The organism is Streptomyces sp. NBC_00691 (assembly GCF_036226665.1).
Lineage (GTDB): Bacteria > Actinomycetota > Actinomycetes > Streptomycetales > Streptomycetaceae > Streptomyces.
On the sequence record NZ_CP109007.1, the window covers coordinates 2,071,751 to 2,088,196 of the forward strand.

Annotated in this window: 18 protein-coding genes; 4 read left to right on the forward strand and 14 right to left on the reverse strand. The window is 70.8% G+C overall.

The features are described 5' to 3' along the window. Positions 1-264: 264 nt before the first annotated feature. Entirely contained in the window at positions 265-1,719 is a 1,455-nt protein-coding gene (locus tag OG392_RS09315) for a hypothetical protein (protein ID WP_329277492.1), read from the reverse strand. 225 nt (positions 1,720-1,944) lie between these two features. On the opposite strand from OG392_RS09315, the gene OG392_RS09320 reads away from it, so the two are divergent. Continuing rightward, complete coding sequence (locus OG392_RS09320; RefSeq protein ID WP_329277494.1) at positions 1,945-3,804, forward strand: endonuclease/exonuclease/phosphatase family protein; 1,860 nt, start codon at positions 1,945-1,947, stop codon at positions 3,802-3,804. A 55-nt stretch (positions 3,805-3,859) separates the two neighbouring features. On the opposite strand, the gene OG392_RS09325 is transcribed toward OG392_RS09320, so the two are convergent. Then, positions 3,860-4,573 (reverse strand): antibiotic biosynthesis monooxygenase, encoded by a 714-nt coding sequence (locus OG392_RS09325; RefSeq protein ID WP_329277496.1) that lies wholly within the window; start codon positions 4,571-4,573, stop codon positions 3,860-3,862. A 97-nt stretch (positions 4,574-4,670) separates the two neighbouring features. Here OG392_RS09325 and OG392_RS09330 point away from each other — a divergent pair, with 97 nt between their 5' ends. Continuing rightward, complete coding sequence (locus OG392_RS09330; RefSeq protein ID WP_329277499.1) at positions 4,671-5,129, forward strand: GNAT family N-acetyltransferase; 459 nt, start codon at positions 4,671-4,673, stop codon at positions 5,127-5,129. 204 nt (positions 5,130-5,333) lie between these two features. Next, positions 5,334-6,290, forward strand: a complete 957-nt coding sequence (gene dapA / locus OG392_RS09335) for a 4-hydroxy-tetrahydrodipicolinate synthase (protein WP_329277501.1) — start codon at positions 5,334-5,336, stop codon at positions 6,288-6,290. Here dapA and OG392_RS09340 read toward each other — a convergent pair. From OG392_RS09340 to OG392_RS09355, 4 genes are all read right to left on the reverse strand, one after another. Beyond that, the gene (locus OG392_RS09340) at positions 6,212-6,430 is read right to left on the reverse strand and encodes a hypothetical protein (RefSeq protein ID WP_329277502.1); all 219 of its coding nucleotides are present in this window, start codon (positions 6,428-6,430) and stop codon (positions 6,212-6,214) included. The genes dapA and OG392_RS09340 overlap by 79 nt on opposite strands. A gap of 63 nt (positions 6,431-6,493) precedes the next feature. After that, positions 6,494-7,477: a 2,3,4,5-tetrahydropyridine-2,6-dicarboxylate N-succinyltransferase gene (gene dapD, locus OG392_RS09345; RefSeq protein ID WP_329277504.1), complete on the reverse strand. Its 984-nt coding sequence runs from the start codon at positions 7,475-7,477 to the stop codon at positions 6,494-6,496. A gap of 172 nt (positions 7,478-7,649) precedes the next feature. After that, positions 7,650-8,198 (reverse strand): TetR/AcrR family transcriptional regulator, encoded by a 549-nt coding sequence (locus OG392_RS09350; protein WP_329277506.1) that lies wholly within the window; start codon positions 8,196-8,198, stop codon positions 7,650-7,652. Next, positions 8,198-8,518, reverse strand: a complete 321-nt coding sequence (locus OG392_RS09355; protein WP_329277507.1) for a DMT family transporter — start codon at positions 8,516-8,518, stop codon at positions 8,198-8,200. The genes OG392_RS09350 and OG392_RS09355 overlap by 1 nt, the downstream gene beginning before the upstream one ends. Positions 8,519-8,580: 62 nt before the next feature. Here OG392_RS09355 and OG392_RS09360 point away from each other — a divergent pair, with 62 nt between their 5' ends. Next, a complete protein-coding gene (locus OG392_RS09360) occupies positions 8,581-9,678 on the forward strand; it encodes an oxidoreductase (RefSeq protein WP_329277508.1) in 1,098 nt (365 codons plus the stop codon). 92 nt (positions 9,679-9,770) lie between these two features. On the opposite strand, the gene OG392_RS09365 is transcribed toward OG392_RS09360, so the two are convergent. The 8 genes from OG392_RS09365 to OG392_RS09400 form a co-directional block, all read right to left on the reverse strand. Further along, positions 9,771-10,109 (reverse strand): metal-sulfur cluster assembly factor, encoded by a 339-nt coding sequence (locus tag OG392_RS09365; RefSeq protein ID WP_073917183.1) that lies wholly within the window; start codon positions 10,107-10,109, stop codon positions 9,771-9,773. Next, entirely contained in the window at positions 10,106-10,570 is a 465-nt protein-coding gene (gene sufU, locus OG392_RS09370; protein WP_030322530.1) for a Fe-S cluster assembly sulfur transfer protein SufU, read from the reverse strand. The genes OG392_RS09365 and sufU overlap by 4 nt, the downstream gene beginning before the upstream one ends. 10 nt (positions 10,571-10,580) lie before the next feature. Beyond that, the gene (locus OG392_RS09375) at positions 10,581-11,849 is read right to left on the reverse strand and encodes a cysteine desulfurase (RefSeq protein WP_030322528.1); all 1,269 of its coding nucleotides are present in this window, start codon (positions 11,847-11,849) and stop codon (positions 10,581-10,583) included. Beyond that, a complete protein-coding gene (gene sufC / locus OG392_RS09380; protein WP_329277513.1) occupies positions 11,846-12,613 on the reverse strand; it encodes a Fe-S cluster assembly ATPase SufC in 768 nt (255 codons plus the stop codon). Before sufC ends, OG392_RS09375 begins: the two co-directional genes overlap by 4 nt. 7 nt (positions 12,614-12,620) lie before the next feature. Continuing rightward, entirely contained in the window at positions 12,621-12,938 is a 318-nt protein-coding gene (locus OG392_RS09385) for a bifunctional 3-phenylpropionate/cinnamic acid dioxygenase ferredoxin subunit (RefSeq protein WP_030322524.1), read from the reverse strand. After that, on the reverse strand, positions 12,938-14,119 hold the full coding sequence (sufD, locus tag OG392_RS09390; RefSeq protein ID WP_329277515.1) for a Fe-S cluster assembly protein SufD: 1,182 nt from the start codon (positions 14,117-14,119) through the stop codon (positions 12,938-12,940). Before sufD ends, OG392_RS09385 begins: the two co-directional genes overlap by 1 nt. Before the next feature lie 69 nt (positions 14,120-14,188). Then, the gene (gene sufB / locus OG392_RS09395) at positions 14,189-15,604 is read right to left on the reverse strand and encodes a Fe-S cluster assembly protein SufB (RefSeq protein ID WP_329277517.1); all 1,416 of its coding nucleotides are present in this window, start codon (positions 15,602-15,604) and stop codon (positions 14,189-14,191) included. Further along, positions 15,601-16,326 (reverse strand): helix-turn-helix transcriptional regulator, encoded by a 726-nt coding sequence (locus tag OG392_RS09400; protein WP_329277519.1) that lies wholly within the window; start codon positions 16,324-16,326, stop codon positions 15,601-15,603. Before OG392_RS09400 ends, sufB begins: the two co-directional genes overlap by 4 nt. Between the last annotated feature and the right edge of the window lie 120 nt (positions 16,327-16,446).

Here is a 16,446-nt window from a genome sequence, read left to right on the forward strand (position 1 = left end):
CCTGTGCTGGCCCGGATGTCGCGGGCCACCCTCCCGCGCCGCCGCGAACACCGCCTGAACGCCATGGGAACACCACCGGACGCACGGCCGGGCGGGCCCCGGCCGGTGACCCGCCGGACGCAAGCCGGGCGGGCCCGGCCGGTGACCGCCGAGGCCACACCCGGCCGGCCCGACCGCGGACCGCCCGGCACCCCGCCCGGCGGTCCCCCGCGGCCGGCTGCCCGCCGGCCCTGCCGCGCCGGCGCCACGACCACCGCTCCGGCGCTACGCCCCCGACCGCGACCTGGCCTTGAAGGCCGCCTTGCGGGCCTCCTTCGCCGCGCCCTTGTCGCGGTGCAGCCGTCCCATCGCCTCCAGGACGTCCGCGGTCGCCGGGTGCTCCACCCGCCAGGCCGCCTCGAAGAAGCCGTTGTGGCGCCCCGTGAGCCCCTCGATCAGCTCCTGGAGCTCCTCCAGGTCGCCCTCCGCGTCGAGCTGGGCCGCGATCGTGTCGATCGCCAGCCAGAAGATCATCGACTCCGGGGGCGCGGGCACGTCCGTCGCGCCCCGCTCGGCGAGCCAGACCCGTGCGAGGCCGCCGAGTTCCGCGTCGTCCAGGACCTCCCGTACCGCGGGCTCCGCCTCCGCGCCCACCAGGGACAGCGTCTGCTGGCAGTGGAGGCGGCGCAGCGGAGATCCGGCGTCCGAGCCGCGCGCGGCGTGCAGCAGCTCGCGGGCGGCGGAGAGCGCGTCGCGGCCGGCCAGCCAGGCGGCGGTCTCCTCGCGGGCGGCGGGCTCCGGGTAGCCGGAGATCCCGTCGAGCAGCGCGTCGGCGCCCTTGTCGGCGAGGTCGCCGACCGCGGGGGCGTCCACACCGGCCTCCAGCATCCGCGCCCGGACGCCGTAGAGACCCAGCTCGGTGAGCCGGACCATGCCGTAGCGGGTGACGTCCTCGTCGTCGATGGGCGGTGCGGGCTCCTCGCCCTCCTCGGCCATCAGCGCCTCGTCGACGGGCTGGTACTCGACGAGCCCGATCGGTTCGAGCAGCCGGAACTGCTCGTCGAGCCGCATCATCGCGTCCGAGACCTGCTCCAGGACGTCGTCGGTCGGTTCGCCCATGTCGTCGGGGACGACCATCGACGCGGCGAGCGCGGGCAGCGGCACCGGGCCCTCGCCGGGTCCGCCCTCGCTGACCGTGAGGAGGTAGAGATTGCCGAGGACGCCTTCGAGGAACTCGGCCTCGATCTCGGGGTCCCAGTCGAGGGACTCGATGTCGATCTCGCCGTCCTCGCCGACGATCGCGTCCAGGTCGTCGAGGACCGGGGCGACGGCGTCGGCGAACACCGCGTCGAAGCCGTCCAGCCAGAGCGCGAGGACGTCCTGGGGCGAACCTGCGGTGACGACCGCGAGGTTGTCACCGGCCGAGGCCCGTCCGGGGGTGTCGCCCGCCTCGTCCGCCTCGCCGTCCTCCACGTTCACCAGGCCGGTGTCGACGGCGAGGCGCCAGGCGTCGCCCGCCGAGATCTCGGCGTCCTCGTCGTCGGTGAGGCCCAGGACCTCGACGGCCTCGGGCAGTTGCTCGTCGACAAGCTCGCCGCCCGCGTCGACCCGGGTGTCGGCGCCGGCCCAGCGGGCGAGCCGTACCGCGTTCGCGAGGAGGGGGGCAGCCAGCGCGTCCCGCGCCAGCTCCGCGTCCGCACGCAGCCGAACGGGGGGAAGGGTGGGGTGCTCCGCTGACATCTGGGGGGTCTCCTCGGCGCGTCCGTGGGTGAAGGGGTGAGAGGGGCTCGGAGCCGGGCTCGGAGCGCGGCTCTCAGCGTAGACGCATCCGGGACGGCGCCCGTCGGTTCACGAGTCCGTCAGCCTTCGTACACCCGTCGACTCTTGACAAGTTGGGCGCTGTGCAAAGAGATTGACGCGCGTAGATTCATCTGCCGTTCCTCCAAGCACCCTCGGAGTCCCCTGATGCCTTCCTCCATACCGAGATCTGCCGGCCGCACCGTCGCGCGCTCCGCCGCGGTCTCCGCCGTCGTCGCCGCCGCCCTCGCCGCGGGTCTGCTGGCCGGTTCGACGAACGCCGCCGCCGAGGACGCCGCCGGTGTCCGCATCCACGACATCCAGGGCACCACGCGCGTCTCGCCGCTCGTCGGCCAGCAGGTCACCGGCGTGACGGGCATCGTCACCGGCGTCCGCACCTACGGCTCGCGCGGCTTCTGGATCCAGGACCCCGAGGGCGACGCCGACCCGGCCACCAGCGAGGGCGTCTTCGTCTTCACCAGCTCCGTCCCGACCGTCGCCGTCGGCGACGCGGTCAGCCTGAACGGCACGGTCACCGAGTACGTCCCCGGCGGCCTGACCTCGGGCAACCAGTCGCTGACCCAGATCTCCAAGCCGGTCGTCACCGTGGTCTCGCAGGGCAACCCGGTCCCGGCCCCGGTGACCCTCTCGTCCTGGTCGGTCCCCGCCGGGTACGCCCCGGAGGGCGACCCGGCCGCGGGGGGCTCGATCAACGGCCTGACTCTGAAGCCCCGCGCGTACGCCCTGGACTACTACGAGTCCCTGGAGGGCACCAACGTCCGGATCGGCTCCTCGCGCGTGGTCGGCGCCACCGACCCGTACTCCGAGCTGTGGGTCTCGGTGAAGCCCTGGGAGAACCGCAACCGGCGCGGCGGCACGGTCTACGGCTCGTACGAGTCGCAGAACACCGGCCGGCTCCAGATCCAGTCGCTGACCCCGATCGCCCAGCAGCCCTTCCCCAAGGCGAACGTCGGCGACCGGCTGACCGGCACGACCGAGGGCCCGCTCGACTTCAACCAGTTCGGCGGCTACACGATCACCGCCCGCACCCTCGGCACGGTCGTCGACCGCGGCCTGGAGCGCGAGACCACGGACAAGCAGCACAGGAACGAGCTGGCCGTCGCCACGTACAACGTGGAGAACCTCGACCCGAGCGACCCGCAGGAGAAGTTCGACGCGCTCGCGAAGGCGGTCGTCGCCAACCTCGCCTCGCCCGACATCCTCGCCCTGGAGGAGATCCAGGACAACAACGGCGCCAAGAACGACGGCACGGTCGCCGCCGACCAGACGGTGAAGAAGTTCACCGACGCGATCGTGGCGGCCGGCGGCCCGGCGTACGAGTGGCGCTCGGTCGACCCGGAGAACAACAAGGACGGCGGCGAGCCGGGCGGCAATATCCGTCAGGTCTTCCTCTTCAACCCCGAGCGGGTCTCCTTCACGGACCGCGCGGCCACCGACGCGAGCTCCGCCACCGGCGTGACGGGCCGCAAGGGCCACGCCGCCCTGACGGTCTCCCCCGGCCGGATCGACCCGGCGAACACCGCCTGGGAGAGCAGCCGCAAGCCGCTCGCGGGCGAGTTCGTCTTCCGCGGCCGTACGGTCTTCGTGATCGCCAACCACTTCGGCTCGAAGGGCGGCGACGAGTCCATCGTCTCGCACCACCAGCCGCCGGTCCGCTCCTCCGAGGCGAAGCGGCTGCTCCAGGCGCAGTCCGTCAACGGCTTCGTGAAGCAGCTCCTCGCGGTCGAGAAGCAGGCCGACGTCCTCGTCGTCGGTGACATCAACGACTTCGAGTTCTCCGGGACGACGAAGGCGCTCACCGACGGCGGCGCGCTGTACCCCGCCGTGAAGTCGCTGCCGCGCAGCGAGCGCTACTCGTACGTCTACCAGGGCAACAGCCAGGTGCTCGACCAGATCCTGACGAGCCCCGGTGTGCGCCACTTCGAGTACGACAGCGTCCACATCAACGCGGAGTTCGCCGACCAGGACAGCGACCACGACCCCCAGGTCGTGCGCTTCCACCCGTAGTGCGCCCGGACGGCCCGGCCGCGGCGGCGAACCGCTCCGGGCCCGTCCGGCCGTGTCACACGCCCGCGCTCAGGCTGAGCGCGGGCGTGTACCGCTTCACCCGGCTGCCCACGAGCCCCGGGTGGTGGTGCACCCGTGCCCAGGCCGGGCTCAGCCGGCCTTCGTCGGCCAGCCACTCCTCGTGGGCCCGCCCGCTCTCCCACTCGGCGTAGTTCAGGACCCGGCCGCCGTCGGTGGACAGATGGAACTGGACGCTGGTCGCGCTGGTCCCCGGCCGCAGCGCCGCGTCCTCGTCGAGAGCGGTGAACACGGTCTCCACCCAGGCCCGCCGAAGCCCCGCGTCGGGTCGGTCGAAGTCGGCCTCGACGATCACGACGACCCCGGGCAGCTCCCCCGTGCTCGTCGCGTCGAGGACGGCGGACCGGTGGATCGGCGCGTAGCGGCGGAGTTCCACCCGCTCGACGCCGGGTACGGCGGCGTCGATCTCGGCGTTCCGGTCGTCGCGGTAGGTGCGCACGAAGTCCTCGTAGGCCTTCTCCTCGGTCCACTGCGAGTAGTGCAGCAGGGTCTCCCCGTCGGTCCCGGCGTAGACGCTGTACGAGAGCAGCCCGAGGTCGGGCCATTCCCTGCTCTCCCAGGCCGTGCGGATGGCGTCGACGGCCGCGCGCTGGCGCTCGGGGGTGCCGACCTTCCAGGTGCTGACGAGGACGGCGCCGACTCCGGGGCGGTGGAGGTCGGGGCGGGCGTCGGGTCGGGCTACGGCGTTCATGAGGTCTCCTGTTCCTCGGGGGTTCCTCGGATCGCTCCACCGTCGTCCCTCAACCTTGGTCGAGGTCAACCCCCGTTCCCGTGCGAGACTTCGCGCCATGATCCTTCGTGACCTGACCCTGCGTCCCGCGACCCGGGCGGAGCTTCCCGCCGTCCTCGCGCTCCTCGCCGACGAGGACACGGTCGTGGACCCCGCCTCGGTGACGGTCACCGAGGCGTACGAGCGGGCCTTCGCGGACATCGAGGCCGATCCGCGCAACGAGATGCTCGTGCTGACGGACGGTGAACTGGTCCTGGGCTGCCTCCAGGTCACGTACATCCCGGGGCTGGGCCGGGGCGGAGCCGAGCGCGCCCTGGTCGAGGCGGTCAGGATCAGGGCCGACCGGCGCGGCGGCGGCCTCGGCCGGGAGCTGATGGAGCGGGCCGCGGGCCGCGCGCGGGACCGCGGCTGCGCGCTGGTCCAGCTCACCAGTGGCAAGCGGCGGACGGACGCCCATCGCTTCTACGCCTCCCTGGGATACGCGCGCAGCCACGAGGGCTTCAAGCTCGCGCTCTGACGCCGCGTGCCAGGCGCCGCGGCGCAGAAGGGCGTTTGACGACAGGTCTCGTCGGAGACGTCCGCTTGGAGGTGGACGGCGCCGGGCTGTCCCCCTGTCGCGCCCGTCGATCATGCCAGAGCCCTCATGCTTAAGTGACCGTGACCTTTCGGCCGAAGCAGATCTAAGTGGACCTACACCGTCCGTTCCGCCCAGACTGCGGGGATGAGCACTCCCCCCTCCCACCCGGCACGCCCCTTCGGCCGTGCGCTCTGCGCGATGATCACACCGTTCGCGGCGGACGGCGGGCTCGACCTCGACGAGGCGGGCAAGCTGGCCGCCCGGCTCGTCGGCGAGGGCTGCGACGGTCTGGTCCTGAACGGCACCACCGGTGAGTCGCCGACCACCACCGACGCCGAGAAGGCCGCGCTCGTCCGCGCCGTCCGGGAGGCCGTCGGACCGGGCCCCTCGGTCCTGTCGGGCGTCGGGACCCCGGACACCCGGCACACGGCCGAGCTGGCCCGCCAGGCCGAGGCGGCGGGGGCGGACGGACTGCTCGTCGTCACCCCGTACTACAGCCGCCCGCCGCAGCAGGCCGTCGAGGCCCACTTCCTCAAGGTCGCGGACGCGACCGGGCTGCCCGTGATGGTCTACGACATCCCCGGCCGGACGGGCACCCGCGTCGAGCCGGCGACGATGCGGCGGCTCGCTGAGCACCCGCGGATCGTGGCGGTGAAGGACTGCGCGTACGACCTGCTGGGCTCGGCCCGGGTGATCGCGGAGACCCCGCTCGCGTACTACTCGGGCTGCGAGGAGATGAACCTGCCGCTGTACGCGGTCGGCGGCGCCGGCTATGTCAGCACGGTGGCCAACGTGGCGCCCCGTCAGCTGCGCGCGGTCCTCGACGCCTTCGACGCGGGAGACACGGCGGAGGCGGCCCGGCTCAACGCCCGGCTGCTGCCGCTCGCCGAGAAGATGATGGCCGCGGGCCTGCCCGGCACGGTGACCGCCAAGGCGCTGCTCGGCGGCCCGGTGCGCGAACCGCTGCAGCCCGCCGACCGGGAGACGGCCGACGGGCTGCGGGGGCTGTACGAGGCGCTGCTTCAGGCGGAGTCGGTGGTGGAGGTCCTGCCGAGGATCGCGGCATGCTCCAGGACGTCCTCCAGCGGGTCGTCGATCTGACCCGTGTGGAGCGAGAGGCTGGGCCCGTTGGTGACGGTGGGCCCGTTGTGGGTGTGCGTCTCGTCCGCCGCGGCCGTCCCGGCCGGCAGCAGGACCGCTGCCATCGTGAGCACTCCTGCGACCATGGGCTTCGTCCTCATGTCGACTCCTCGCCTTCGTCTGCGTGCGGTGACTCTGCGTTCTGTCAACGCAGAGTCACCGGATCAGTTGTGGCTGTGGAGGATGTCGTTCAGCCCGCCCCAGACCGCGTTGTTCGGACGGGCCTCGACGGCGCCGGTGACCGAGTTGCGGCGGAACAGGATGTTCGAGGCGCCGGAGAGGTCGCGGGCCTTCACGATCTCGCCGTCGGGCATCGTGACCCGGGTGCCGGCGGTGACGTAGAGACCGGCCTCGACGACGCACTCGTCACCGAGCGCGATGCCGACGCCCGCCTCGGCGCCGATGAGGCAGCGCTCACCGATCGAGATGACGACGTTGCCGCCGCCCGACAGGGTGCCCATGGTGGAGGCGCCGCCGCCGATGTCGGAGCCGTTGCCGACGACGACACCCGCGGAGATGCGGCCCTCGACCATCGAGGTGCCGAGGGTGCCGGCGTTGAAGTTGACGAAGCCCTCGTGCATGACGGTGGTGCCGGCCGCGAGGTGGGCGCCGAGGCGGACCCGGTCGGCGTCGGCGATCCGGACACCGGCGGGCGCCACGTAGTCGGTCATCCGCGGGAACTTGTCGATGCCGGTGACGGCGAGGTGCAGGCCCTCGGCGCGCGCGTTGAGGCGGACCTTCTCGATGTCGTCGACGGCGACGGGACCGAGCGAGGTCCAGGCGACGTTGGCGAGGAGGCCGAAGACGCCGTCCAGGCTCTGGCCGTGCGGCTTGACCAGACGGTGGCTGAGCAGGTGCAGACGCAGGTAGGCGTCGTGGGCGTCGAGCGGCTTCTCGTCGAGCGAGGAGATGACGGTCCGGACGGCGACCACCTCGACGCCCCGGCGGGCGTCCACGCCGAGGGCCTTGGCGGCGCCTTCGCCGAGGGCGTTCACGGCCTCGTCGGGGGTGAGCCGCTCGGTGCCGGCGGGGCCGGCCGCCTCGGTCAGCTCGGGGGCGGGGTACCAGGTGTCGAGAACGGTGCCGTCGCCGGCGATGGTGGCGAGGCCGGCGGCGACGGCGCCGGTGGTGCGAGGAGCAGTGGTCATGACGGAAAACCTAACCGGCGGGGCCCCGCCCGGGCCAACCGGTCTCAGGTGTCGGTCGAGCGCGTAGGCGGTTCCGACGAGCGCGCGAGGGCCCGTTTCGGTCCTTCCTTCAGACCGGGCACGGGCAGGTGCGGACCGGGCACGGGCAGGTGCCCGGTTCCCGTCCGCGCGCTCACGCGGGGCGCAGCACCCGCGCCAGCATCACGCGCGCGTACTCCTCGTCGTACGGCACTCCGGTGAGCAGGGACTGGAGGCAGATGCCGTCCACGAGGGCGAGCAGGGCGCGTGCGGTGCCGGGGTCGGTGCGAAGGGAGAGGGCGGAGACCACGGTCTCGGCCCATTCGGCGGCGACCGGCCGGAGCGCGGGGCGCCGCAGGGCGGCGAGATAGAGCTCGTACTCCAGCTCCACCTGGGCGCGTTCGCCGCTCATCCACTCCCCCATCAGGCGGGCCAGCGCCGCGGCCAGGTCGGCGTCGGGCGAGGTGCGGGCGAGGCGCTCGCGCAGCAGCCGTCCGAAGCCCTCGTCGGCCTTGTGGAGCGCGGCGACGAGGAGTTCGTCGAGGGAGGCGAAGTGGTACGTCGTGGAGCCCAGCGGCACATCGGCCTCGGCGGCCACGGTGCGATGGCTGAGCCCGGCGATCCCGGAGCGCCCGGCGACCCGGAGGGCCGCGTCGACGATCCGGTCGCGCCGGTCGGGGTCGTGGCGGCGGGGGCGGGCCATCAGTGAGCGCCGCCGAGATTGAGGACGACGACCCCGGCGACGATGAGGACGATCCCCGCGATCTTGGCGAGGCTGAGGGTCTCACCGAGGAAGAGGATGCCGATGGCGGCGACGGCCGCGGTGCCGACGCCGGCCCAGATGGCGTACGCGGTGCCGACCTGGAGCGTCTTGAGCGCCTGCGCCAGGAGCGCGAAGGCCACCACGTAGCCCACGCCGGTGACGATCGACGGCCAGATCCTGGTGAAGCCCTCGCTGTACTTCATGGAGGTGGTGGCGAGTATCTCCGCCGCGATGGCGCCCGCGAGCAGTCCGTATCCCATGCGTACAAGCGTACACAGCATATGTACGGCCGTACACATCATCGACCGATACGGTGTCCCGCATGACGATTCCCCCAGGGCCACCTCCCTACGGCCCTCCCGGGCAGCCGCCCTACGGCTACGGCTACGCCCCGCCGCCCCCGCCGCCGAAGCCGGGGGTGATACCCCTGGCGCCGCTCACCTTCAGCACGATCCTGACCGGCGCCTTCGCCACCTTCGGCCGCTACTGGAAGCAGCTCCTCGGCGTGGGTGCGGCCGCCTACCTCGGCGCCCTGCTGGTCGTCGGTGCGGCGATCGGCGTCGCGTACCTGGCCGTCGGCGACGGCTTCCCCGCCGTGTTCGACCTGCCCGCGGGGCAGGATCCGCGGTGGGACGACGTCCGCCCGCTGATCATCGCCTTCGTCTGCGTCTGGCTGGTCGCCATGGTCGTGTTCGTCGGTGCGAGCGCCCTGGTGGCGGCGGCCTGCCCCGCCGTGGTCCAGGAGGCGGTGCTCGGCCGGCCCACCTCCTTCGGTGCCCTCTGGCGCCGGTCCTGGGCCCGGGTGCCGGCCGTGCTCGGCACCGTGTTCCTGACCACCGCGGCGCTGCTGGTCCCGATGGTCCTCCTCTTCGGCGCCTTCGCCGCGATGGTGGCTGCGCTCGTCGCCGACCTCGGGGACCTGGACAGCGGAGCGACGGCCTCCGACGTCTCGTTCACGATCCCCCTGCTGTTGCTCCTCGCCGCCGTGGCGGTCCTGCCGTTCGGAGTGTGGATCTGGGTGAAGTTCAGCCTGGCCCCGGCGGCCGCCGTGATGGAGGGCCAGGGCCCGGTGGCCTCGATGCGCCGCTCCGCGCACCTGGTCCGCGGCGACTGGTGGCGGATGTTCGGCTGCCTGTTCGCCGCCGGGATCATGGCCTCCGTCGTCGGCATGCTGATTCAGCAGCTCCTGTCCGCCCTGGCGTCGGCCCCGCTGTCGTTCAGCGACTTCTCCGGCGAGGACTCGGCCGCCGTGGTGGGTTCCATGGTCGTCATCCTCACGGTGTTGATCATCGGCCAGCTGATCAGCCAGGCGATCGTCTCCGTCTTCCCGCCGCTGGTCACGGCCCTGCTCTACGTGGACCAGCGCATCCGCAAGGAGAACCTGGCCCCGGAACTGGCCCGCGCGGCCGGACTCGGCTAGCCGGTGGGCGGCCGGACGCGACCGGCCGGGAAGGACGAGAAACGGCCGCGCCCCGAGGGGCACGGCCGTTCATCCTGGGACGCGTGGGTCGATCAGACGTTGAAGCCGAGCGCGCGCAGCTGCTCGCGGCCGTCGTCCGTGATCTTGTCGGGGCCCCACGGGGGCATCCAGACCCAGTTGATCTTCAGTTCGCTGACGATCCCGTCCGTCGCGGACTTCGCCTGGTCCTCGATCACATCGGTCAGCGGGCAGGCCGCCGACGTCAGGGTCATGTCCAGCGTCGCGATGTTCGCGTCGTCGATGTGGATGCCGTAGATCAGGCCCAGGTTGACGACGTCGATGCCCAGCTCGGGGTCGACGACGTCGTACAGCGCCTCGCGGACTTCTTCCTCGGAGGCCGGCTTCATCGTGGCCTCGGCGTTCTCGGTCATGCCGACTTCCTCTCCGCCGCGTCGCCCAGGGCCTGGGCGGTCGCGTCCTTCCACGCCATCCAGCTGAGCAGCGCGCACTTCACACGGGCCGGGTACTTGGAGACTCCGGCGAACGCGACCGCGTCCTCCAGGATCTCCTCCATCGCGTCGTCGGGCTCGATCTGGCCCTTGGACTGCATCAGCTCCAGGAAGGTGCCCTGGATCTTCTGCGCGTCCGCCAGCTCCTTGCCGACGAGCAGCTCGTTGAGCACGGACGCCGAGGCCTGGCTGATGGAGCAGCCCTGGCCCTCGTACGACACGTCCTCGATGCGCGAGCCGTCGTACTTCACGCGGAGCGTGATCTCGTCGCCGCACGTCGGGTTGACGTGGTGCACCTCGGCGTCGCCGTCCCGAAGACCGCGCCCGTGCGGGTGCTTGTAGTGGTCCAGGATGACGTCCTGGTACATCGAATCGAGCTTCACGAGCCGTCCCCTAGCCGAAGAAGTTCCGTACGTGCTCCAGACCCGCGACCAGGGCGTCGACCTCGGCCGGGGTGGAGTACAGATAGAACGACGCCCGCGTGGTCGCAGGAATTCCGTACCGCAGGCAGACCGGCCGCGCGCAGTGGTGGCCGACCCGGACCGCGATGCCCTCTTCGTCGAGGACCTGGCCCACGTCGTGCGGGTGGATGTCGCCGAGCGTGAAGGAGATCGCCGCGCCGCGGTCCTCGGCCGTGGTGGGGCCGATGATCCGCAGGTCCGGAACCTCCTGGAGGCGCCGGACGGCGTACTCGGTGATCGCGTGCTCGTGGCGCGCGATGTTCTCCATACCGATCGCCGAGAGGTAGTCCACGGCCGCGCCGAGGCCGACGGCCTGGGCGATCGGGGGCGTACCCGCCTCGAACTTGTGCGGGGCCGGCGCGTACGTCGAGGAGTGCATCGAGACGGTCTCGATCATCTCACCGCCGCCCAGGAAGGGCGGCAGGTCCTCGAGCAGCTCCTGGCGGCCCCAGAGGACGCCGATGCCCGTCGGGCCGCACATCTTGTGGCCGGTGAAGGCCACGAAGTCGGCCTGGAGCGCCTGCACGTCCAGGACCATGTGCGGGGCCGCCTGGGAGGCGTCGATGCAGACGAGCGCACCGACCTCCTGGGCGCGACGGATGATCGTCTCGACCGGGTTGACCGTGCCCAGCAGGTTCGAGACCAGCGTGAACGAGACGATCTTGGTCTTCTCGGTGATGACCTCTTCGATGTTCGAGAGGTCGAGACGGCCGTCGTCGGTGAGGCCGAACCACTTCAGCTTCGCGCCCGTGCGCTGCGAGAGCAGCTGCCACGGCACGATGTTGGAGTGGTGCTCCATCTCCGTGATGGCGATCTCGGTCTCGTGGTCCACGCGGTAGGGCTCGTCGGCCCAGCCCAGCATGTTGGCCACCAGGTTGAGCGACTCCGAGGCGTTCTTGGTGAAGATCACCTCGTCGCGGCTCGGGGCGTTGATGAAGGCCGCGACCTTGTCACGGGCGCCTTCGTACAGCGCCGTCGCCTCCTCGGCGACCGTGTAGACGCCGCGGTGGACGTTGGCGTTGTGACGCTCGTAGTACGTGTTGAGCGCGTCGAGGACCTGCCGCGGCTTCTGCGAGGTCGCCGCGGAGTCGAGGTACACGATCTTCTTGCCGTCGTGGACCACGCGATCCAGGAGCGGGAAGTCCTTGCGGATCGCCTCGGTGTCGAGGAGGCCGGAGAGCCCCTGATGGGCAGAAGTCACGCGGATGCGCCACCCTTCGTGCTGTAGGCCTCGTAACCCTCGTTCTCCAGCTTGTCGGCGAGCTCGGCGCCGCCGGACTCGACGATGCGGCCCGCGGAGAAGACGTGCACGAAGTCGGGCTTGATGTAGCGGAGGATCCGCGTGTAGTGGGTGATCAGCAGGGTGCCGACCTCGCCGGTCTCGCGGACTCGGTTGACGCCCTCGGAGACCTGGCGCAGCGCGTCGACGTCCAGGCCGGAGTCGGTCTCGTCGAGGATCGCGATCTTCGGCTTGAGGAGCTCCAGCTGGAGGATCTCGTGGCGCTTCTTCTCACCGCCGGAGAAGCCCTCGTTGACGTTGCGCTCGGCGAAGGCCGGGTCCATCTGGAGCTGCTCCATCGCGGACTTGACCTCCTTCACCCAGGTGCGCAGCTTGGGGGCCTCGCCGCGGATGGCGGTGGCGGAGGTGCGCAGGAAGTTGGAGACCGAGACACCGGGGACCTCGACCGGGTACTGCATGGCCAGGAAGACGCCGGCGCGGGCGCGCTCGTCGACCGACATCTCCAGGACGTCCTCGCCGTCGAGGGTGACGGTGCCGCCGGTGACCGTGTACTTCGGGTGGCCGGCGAGCGAGTACGCCAGGGTCGACTTGCCGGAGCCGTTGGGGCCCATGACGGCGTGGGTCTCGCCCTGCTTGATGGTCAGGTCGACACCCTTGAGGATCTCGCGGGGGCCGTTCTCGGCCTCGACGGAGACGTGCAGGTTGCGGATTTCAAGCGTTGCCATGGGTGACTCAGGACTCCTGGGTGACGGAGACGAGCACATCGTCCCCTTCGATCTTTACGGGGTATACGGGGACGGGACGCGTCGCGGGAAGGCCGGAGGGCTTGCCGGTGCGGAGGTCGAAGCTGGAGCCGTGCAGCCAGCACTCGATGGCACAGTCCTCGACCTCGCCCTCCGAGAGGGAGACGTTCGCGTGCGAGCAGATGTCGTTGATCGCGAACACCTCGCCCTCGGTGTGCACGACCGACACCGGCGTGCCGTCGACCTCGACCCGCTTCGGGGTGTCGGCCTCCAGCTCGCTCAGCGCGCAGACTCGGACGAAGGCCATCAGACGGAGGCCTCCAGCTCGGCCTCGATCTTGGCGATGAGGCGCTCCTCGACGTCCGGCAGACCGATCTGCTGGACGAGCTCCGCGAAGAAGCCGCGGACGACGAGGCGACGGGCCTCGGCCTGCGGGATGCCGCGGGACATCAGGTAGAAGAGCTGCTCGTCGTCGAAACGCCCGGTGGCCGAGGCGTGACCGGCGCCGGCGATCTCGCCGGTCTCGATCTCCAGGTTCGGTACGGAGTCGACCCGGGCGCCGTCCGTGAGGACCAGGTTCCGGTTGAGCTCGTACGTGTCCGTACCCTCGGCCGCGGCCTGGATGAGCACGTCGCCGATCCAGACGGCGTGCGCGTCCTGGCCCTGCAGCGCGCCCTTGTAGGCCACGTTGGACTTGCAGTGCGGGGTGTTGTGGTCGACCAGGAGGCGGTGCTCCTGGTGCTGGCCGGCGTCGGTGAAGTACAGACCGAACAGCTCGGCCTCGCCACCGGGCGCCGCGTACGCCACCCGCGGGTGGATGCGGACGACGTCGCCGCCGAAGGTGACGATGACGGACTTGAAGGAGGCGTCACGGCCGACCAGCGCGTTGTGCTGGGCGACGTGGACGGCCTTCTCGTCCCAGTCCTGCACGGAGACGACGGTCAGCTTGGCGCCGTCGCCCAGGACGTAGTCGACGTTGGCGGCGAGCACCGCGTCGCCGGAGTGGTCGAGGACCACGACGGCCTCGGCGAAGGCGCCGAGCTCGATGACCTGGTGGCCGAAGGCGACGCCGCCCTCACCGTGCACGGTGATGCGGATCGGCTCGGTGAGCACCGCCTCCTTGGCGACGGTGACGACCGAGGCCTTCTCGAAGGAGGAGTACGCCTGCGCGGCGACGCGGTCCACGGGCGTGCCGGCCTTGCCGAGGCGCTCGTCCTCGCGGCCGACGGTCTCCACGGTGACGCCCTCGGGGGCCTCGATCTCGACCTTGACGCCCTCGCCGGAGGCGACGGCGGTGCCGTCGTGCAGGCCGCGGAGGCGGGCGAGCGGGGTGAACCGCCACTCCTCCTCACGACCGTGCGGGACGGGGAAGTCCGCGACGTCGAAGGACGGGGGCGCACTCATGCGCGTGGCGACGGTGGACTCGGCGGCCACCGCGATCGAGCCGGCGGTGGTGGAACCCGCCGGGATGTTCTGAGCCTCAGCCATGGCTGTTGGGTTGCTCTCTTCCTGCGTACGTGAAAATCGGTCGCTGCGTGGTCGGTGGGCGGGTGGGGCTCAGCCCACCGAGCCCTCCATCTGCAGCTCGATCAGCCGGTTGAGCTCCAGGGCGTACTCCATCGGGAGTTCCTTGGCGATGGGCTCGACGAAGCCGCGGACGATCATCGCCATGGCCTCGAACTCGGTGAGGCCGCGGCTCATCAGGTAGAAGAGCTGGTCCTCGGAGACCTTGGAGACGGTGGCCTCGTGGCCCATGGAGACGTCGTCCTCGCGCACGTCCACGTAGGGGTACGTGTCCGAGCGGGAGATCGTGTCGACGAGCAGCGCGTCGCAGAGCACGTTGGACTTGGCGCCCGGGGCACCCTCGCCGATCTCGATGAGACCGCGGTAGGAGGTGCGGCCGCCGCCTCGCGCCACCGACTTGGAGACGATGTTGGAGGAGGTGTTCGGGGCCATGTGGACCATCTTGGCGCCGGCGTCCTGGTGCTGGCCCTCGCCCGCGAAGGCGATGGACAGGGTCTCGCCCTTGGCGTGCTCGCCCATCAGGTAGACGGCCGGGTACTTCATGGTGACCTTGGAGCCGATGTTGCCGTCGACCCACTCCATGGTGGCGCCCTCGTAGGCGACGGCGCGCTTGGTCACCAGGTTGTAGACGTTGTTCGACCAGTTCTGGATGGTCGTGTAGCGGCAGCGGCCGCCCTTCTTGACGATGATCTCGACGACGGCGCTGTGCAGCGAGTCCGAGGAGTAGATCGGGGCGGTGCAGCCCTCGACGTAGTGGACGTAGGCGTCCTCGTCGACGATGATCAGCGTCCGCTCGAACTGGCCCATGTTCTCCGTGTTGATACGGAAGTAGGCCTGGAGCGGGATCTCGACGTGCACGCCCTTCGGCACGTAGATGAACGATCCGCCGGACCAGACGGCGGTGTTCAGGGAGGCGAACTTGTTGTCGCCGACCGGGATGATGGTGCCGAAGTACTCCTTGAAGAGTTCCTCGTGCTCCTTCAGCGCCGTGTCGGTGTCGACGAAGATGACGCCCTGCTCCTCCAGGTCCTCGCGGATCTGGTGGTAGACGACCTCGGACTCGTACTGGGCGGCGACACCGGCGACGAGGCGCTGCTTCTCCGCCTCGGGGATGCCGAGCTTGTCGTACGTGTTCTTGATGTCCTCCGGCAGGTCCTCCCAGGACTCGGCCTGCTTCTCGGTGGACCGCACGAAGTACTTGATGTTGTCGAAGTCGATGCCGGAGAGGTCGGAGCCCCAGGTCGGCATGGGCTTCTTGTCGAAGAGCCGCAGACCCTTGAGACGCAGCTTGAGCATCCACTCGGGCTCGTTCTTCTTCGAGGAGATGTCGCGGACGACATCCTCGTTCAGACCGCGCTTGGCGGTGGCACCGGCGGTGTCGGAGTCGGCCCAGCCGTACTCGTACCGACCCAGGCCCTCGAGCTCGGGGTGGCTGATCTCGGTGGTCATGCGGGGTTCCTCCCGGCGGTGCTTGCGGATGCTGATTCAGTGGTCTGCGGGGCGCTGTGCGGGATGAACGTGGTGCAGACGCCGTCACCATGCGCGATGGTGGCCAGACGCTGGACGTGCGTTCCCAGGAGGCGGGAGAAGAACTCCGTCTCCGCCTCGCACAGCTGTGGGTACTGCTCGGCGACGTGGGCGACCGGGCAGTGGTGCTGGCAGAGCTGCTCGCCGACCGGCGCGTTCCGCGCAGTGGCAGCGTACCCGTCGGCGGTCAGGGCCTTGGCGAGCGCCTCGGTCCGGCGTTCGGGTTCGACGGCCTCGACGGCTTCGCGGTAGGCGTCCGCCTGGGCCTCGATCCGGTCGCGGGCGAAGGCGGCCACGGCCGCCTCCCCGCCGGCGTTGCGCTCGATCCACCGGAGCGCCTCGACGGCGAGCGAGTCGTACGACTGGTCGAAGGCGTCCCGGCCGCAGTCGGTGAGCGCGAAGACCTTCGCGGGGCGGCCGCGGGCGCGGGCGCCGTAGACGCGCTGCTCGCGGGCTTCGACCACGTTGTCGGCGACCAGTGAGTCTAGATGGCGACGGACGGCGGCCTGGGTGAGGCGGAGTCGTCCGGCGAGATCGGCGACGGTCGACGGCCCGTGATCCAGGATCGACCGCGCCACCCGGTTGCGCGTCGAGCGCTCACGGGTCGCGAGTTCCTCCACAGGAGCCGCGCCAACGTTTTTCACAACGCCATTGTTGCGTAATTAATCTCGGACTGACAAGCCGCACCGGACGCGGCGGCGGTGCGGTGCGTCACTCAGGTAAGGCTTACCTGACCTGCGGAAACGATCATTCGTAGGATGAAT

Coding starts and splice junctions, on each gene's coding strand:
- OG392_RS09315 (WP_329277492.1), bottom strand. CDS start 1,719: ATGTCAGCGGAGCACCCCACCCTTCCCCCCGTTCGGCTGCGTGCGGAC.
- OG392_RS09320 (WP_329277494.1), top strand. CDS start 1,945: ATGCCTTCCTCCATACCGAGATCTGCCGGCCGCACCGTCGCGCGCTCC.
- OG392_RS09325 (WP_329277496.1), bottom strand. CDS start 4,573: ATGAACGCCGTAGCCCGACCCGACGCCCGCCCCGACCTCCACCGCCCC.
- OG392_RS09330 (WP_329277499.1), top strand. CDS start 4,671: ATGATCCTTCGTGACCTGACCCTGCGTCCCGCGACCCGGGCGGAGCTT.
- dapA (WP_329277501.1), top strand. CDS start 5,334: ATGAGCACTCCCCCCTCCCACCCGGCACGCCCCTTCGGCCGTGCGCTC.
- OG392_RS09340 (WP_329277502.1), bottom strand. CDS start 6,430: ATGAGGACGAAGCCCATGGTCGCAGGAGTGCTCACGATGGCAGCGGTC.
- dapD (WP_329277504.1), bottom strand. CDS start 7,477: ATGACCACTGCTCCTCGCACCACCGGCGCCGTCGCCGCCGGCCTCGCC.
- OG392_RS09350 (WP_329277506.1), bottom strand. CDS start 8,198: ATGGCCCGCCCCCGCCGCCACGACCCCGACCGGCGCGACCGGATCGTC.
- OG392_RS09355 (WP_329277507.1), bottom strand. CDS start 8,518: ATGGGATACGGACTGCTCGCGGGCGCCATCGCGGCGGAGATACTCGCC.
- OG392_RS09360 (WP_329277508.1), top strand. CDS start 8,581: ATGACGATTCCCCCAGGGCCACCTCCCTACGGCCCTCCCGGGCAGCCG.
- OG392_RS09365 (WP_073917183.1), bottom strand. CDS start 10,109: ATGACCGAGAACGCCGAGGCCACGATGAAGCCGGCCTCCGAGGAAGAA.
- sufC (WP_329277513.1), bottom strand. CDS start 12,613: ATGGCAACGCTTGAAATCCGCAACCTGCACGTCTCCGTCGAGGCCGAG.
- OG392_RS09385 (WP_030322524.1), bottom strand. CDS start 12,938: ATGGCCTTCGTCCGAGTCTGCGCGCTGAGCGAGCTGGAGGCCGACACC.
- sufD (WP_329277515.1), bottom strand. CDS start 14,119: ATGGCTGAGGCTCAGAACATCCCGGCGGGTTCCACCACCGCCGGCTCG.
- sufB (WP_329277517.1), bottom strand. CDS start 15,604: ATGACCACCGAGATCAGCCACCCCGAGCTCGAGGGCCTGGGTCGGTAC.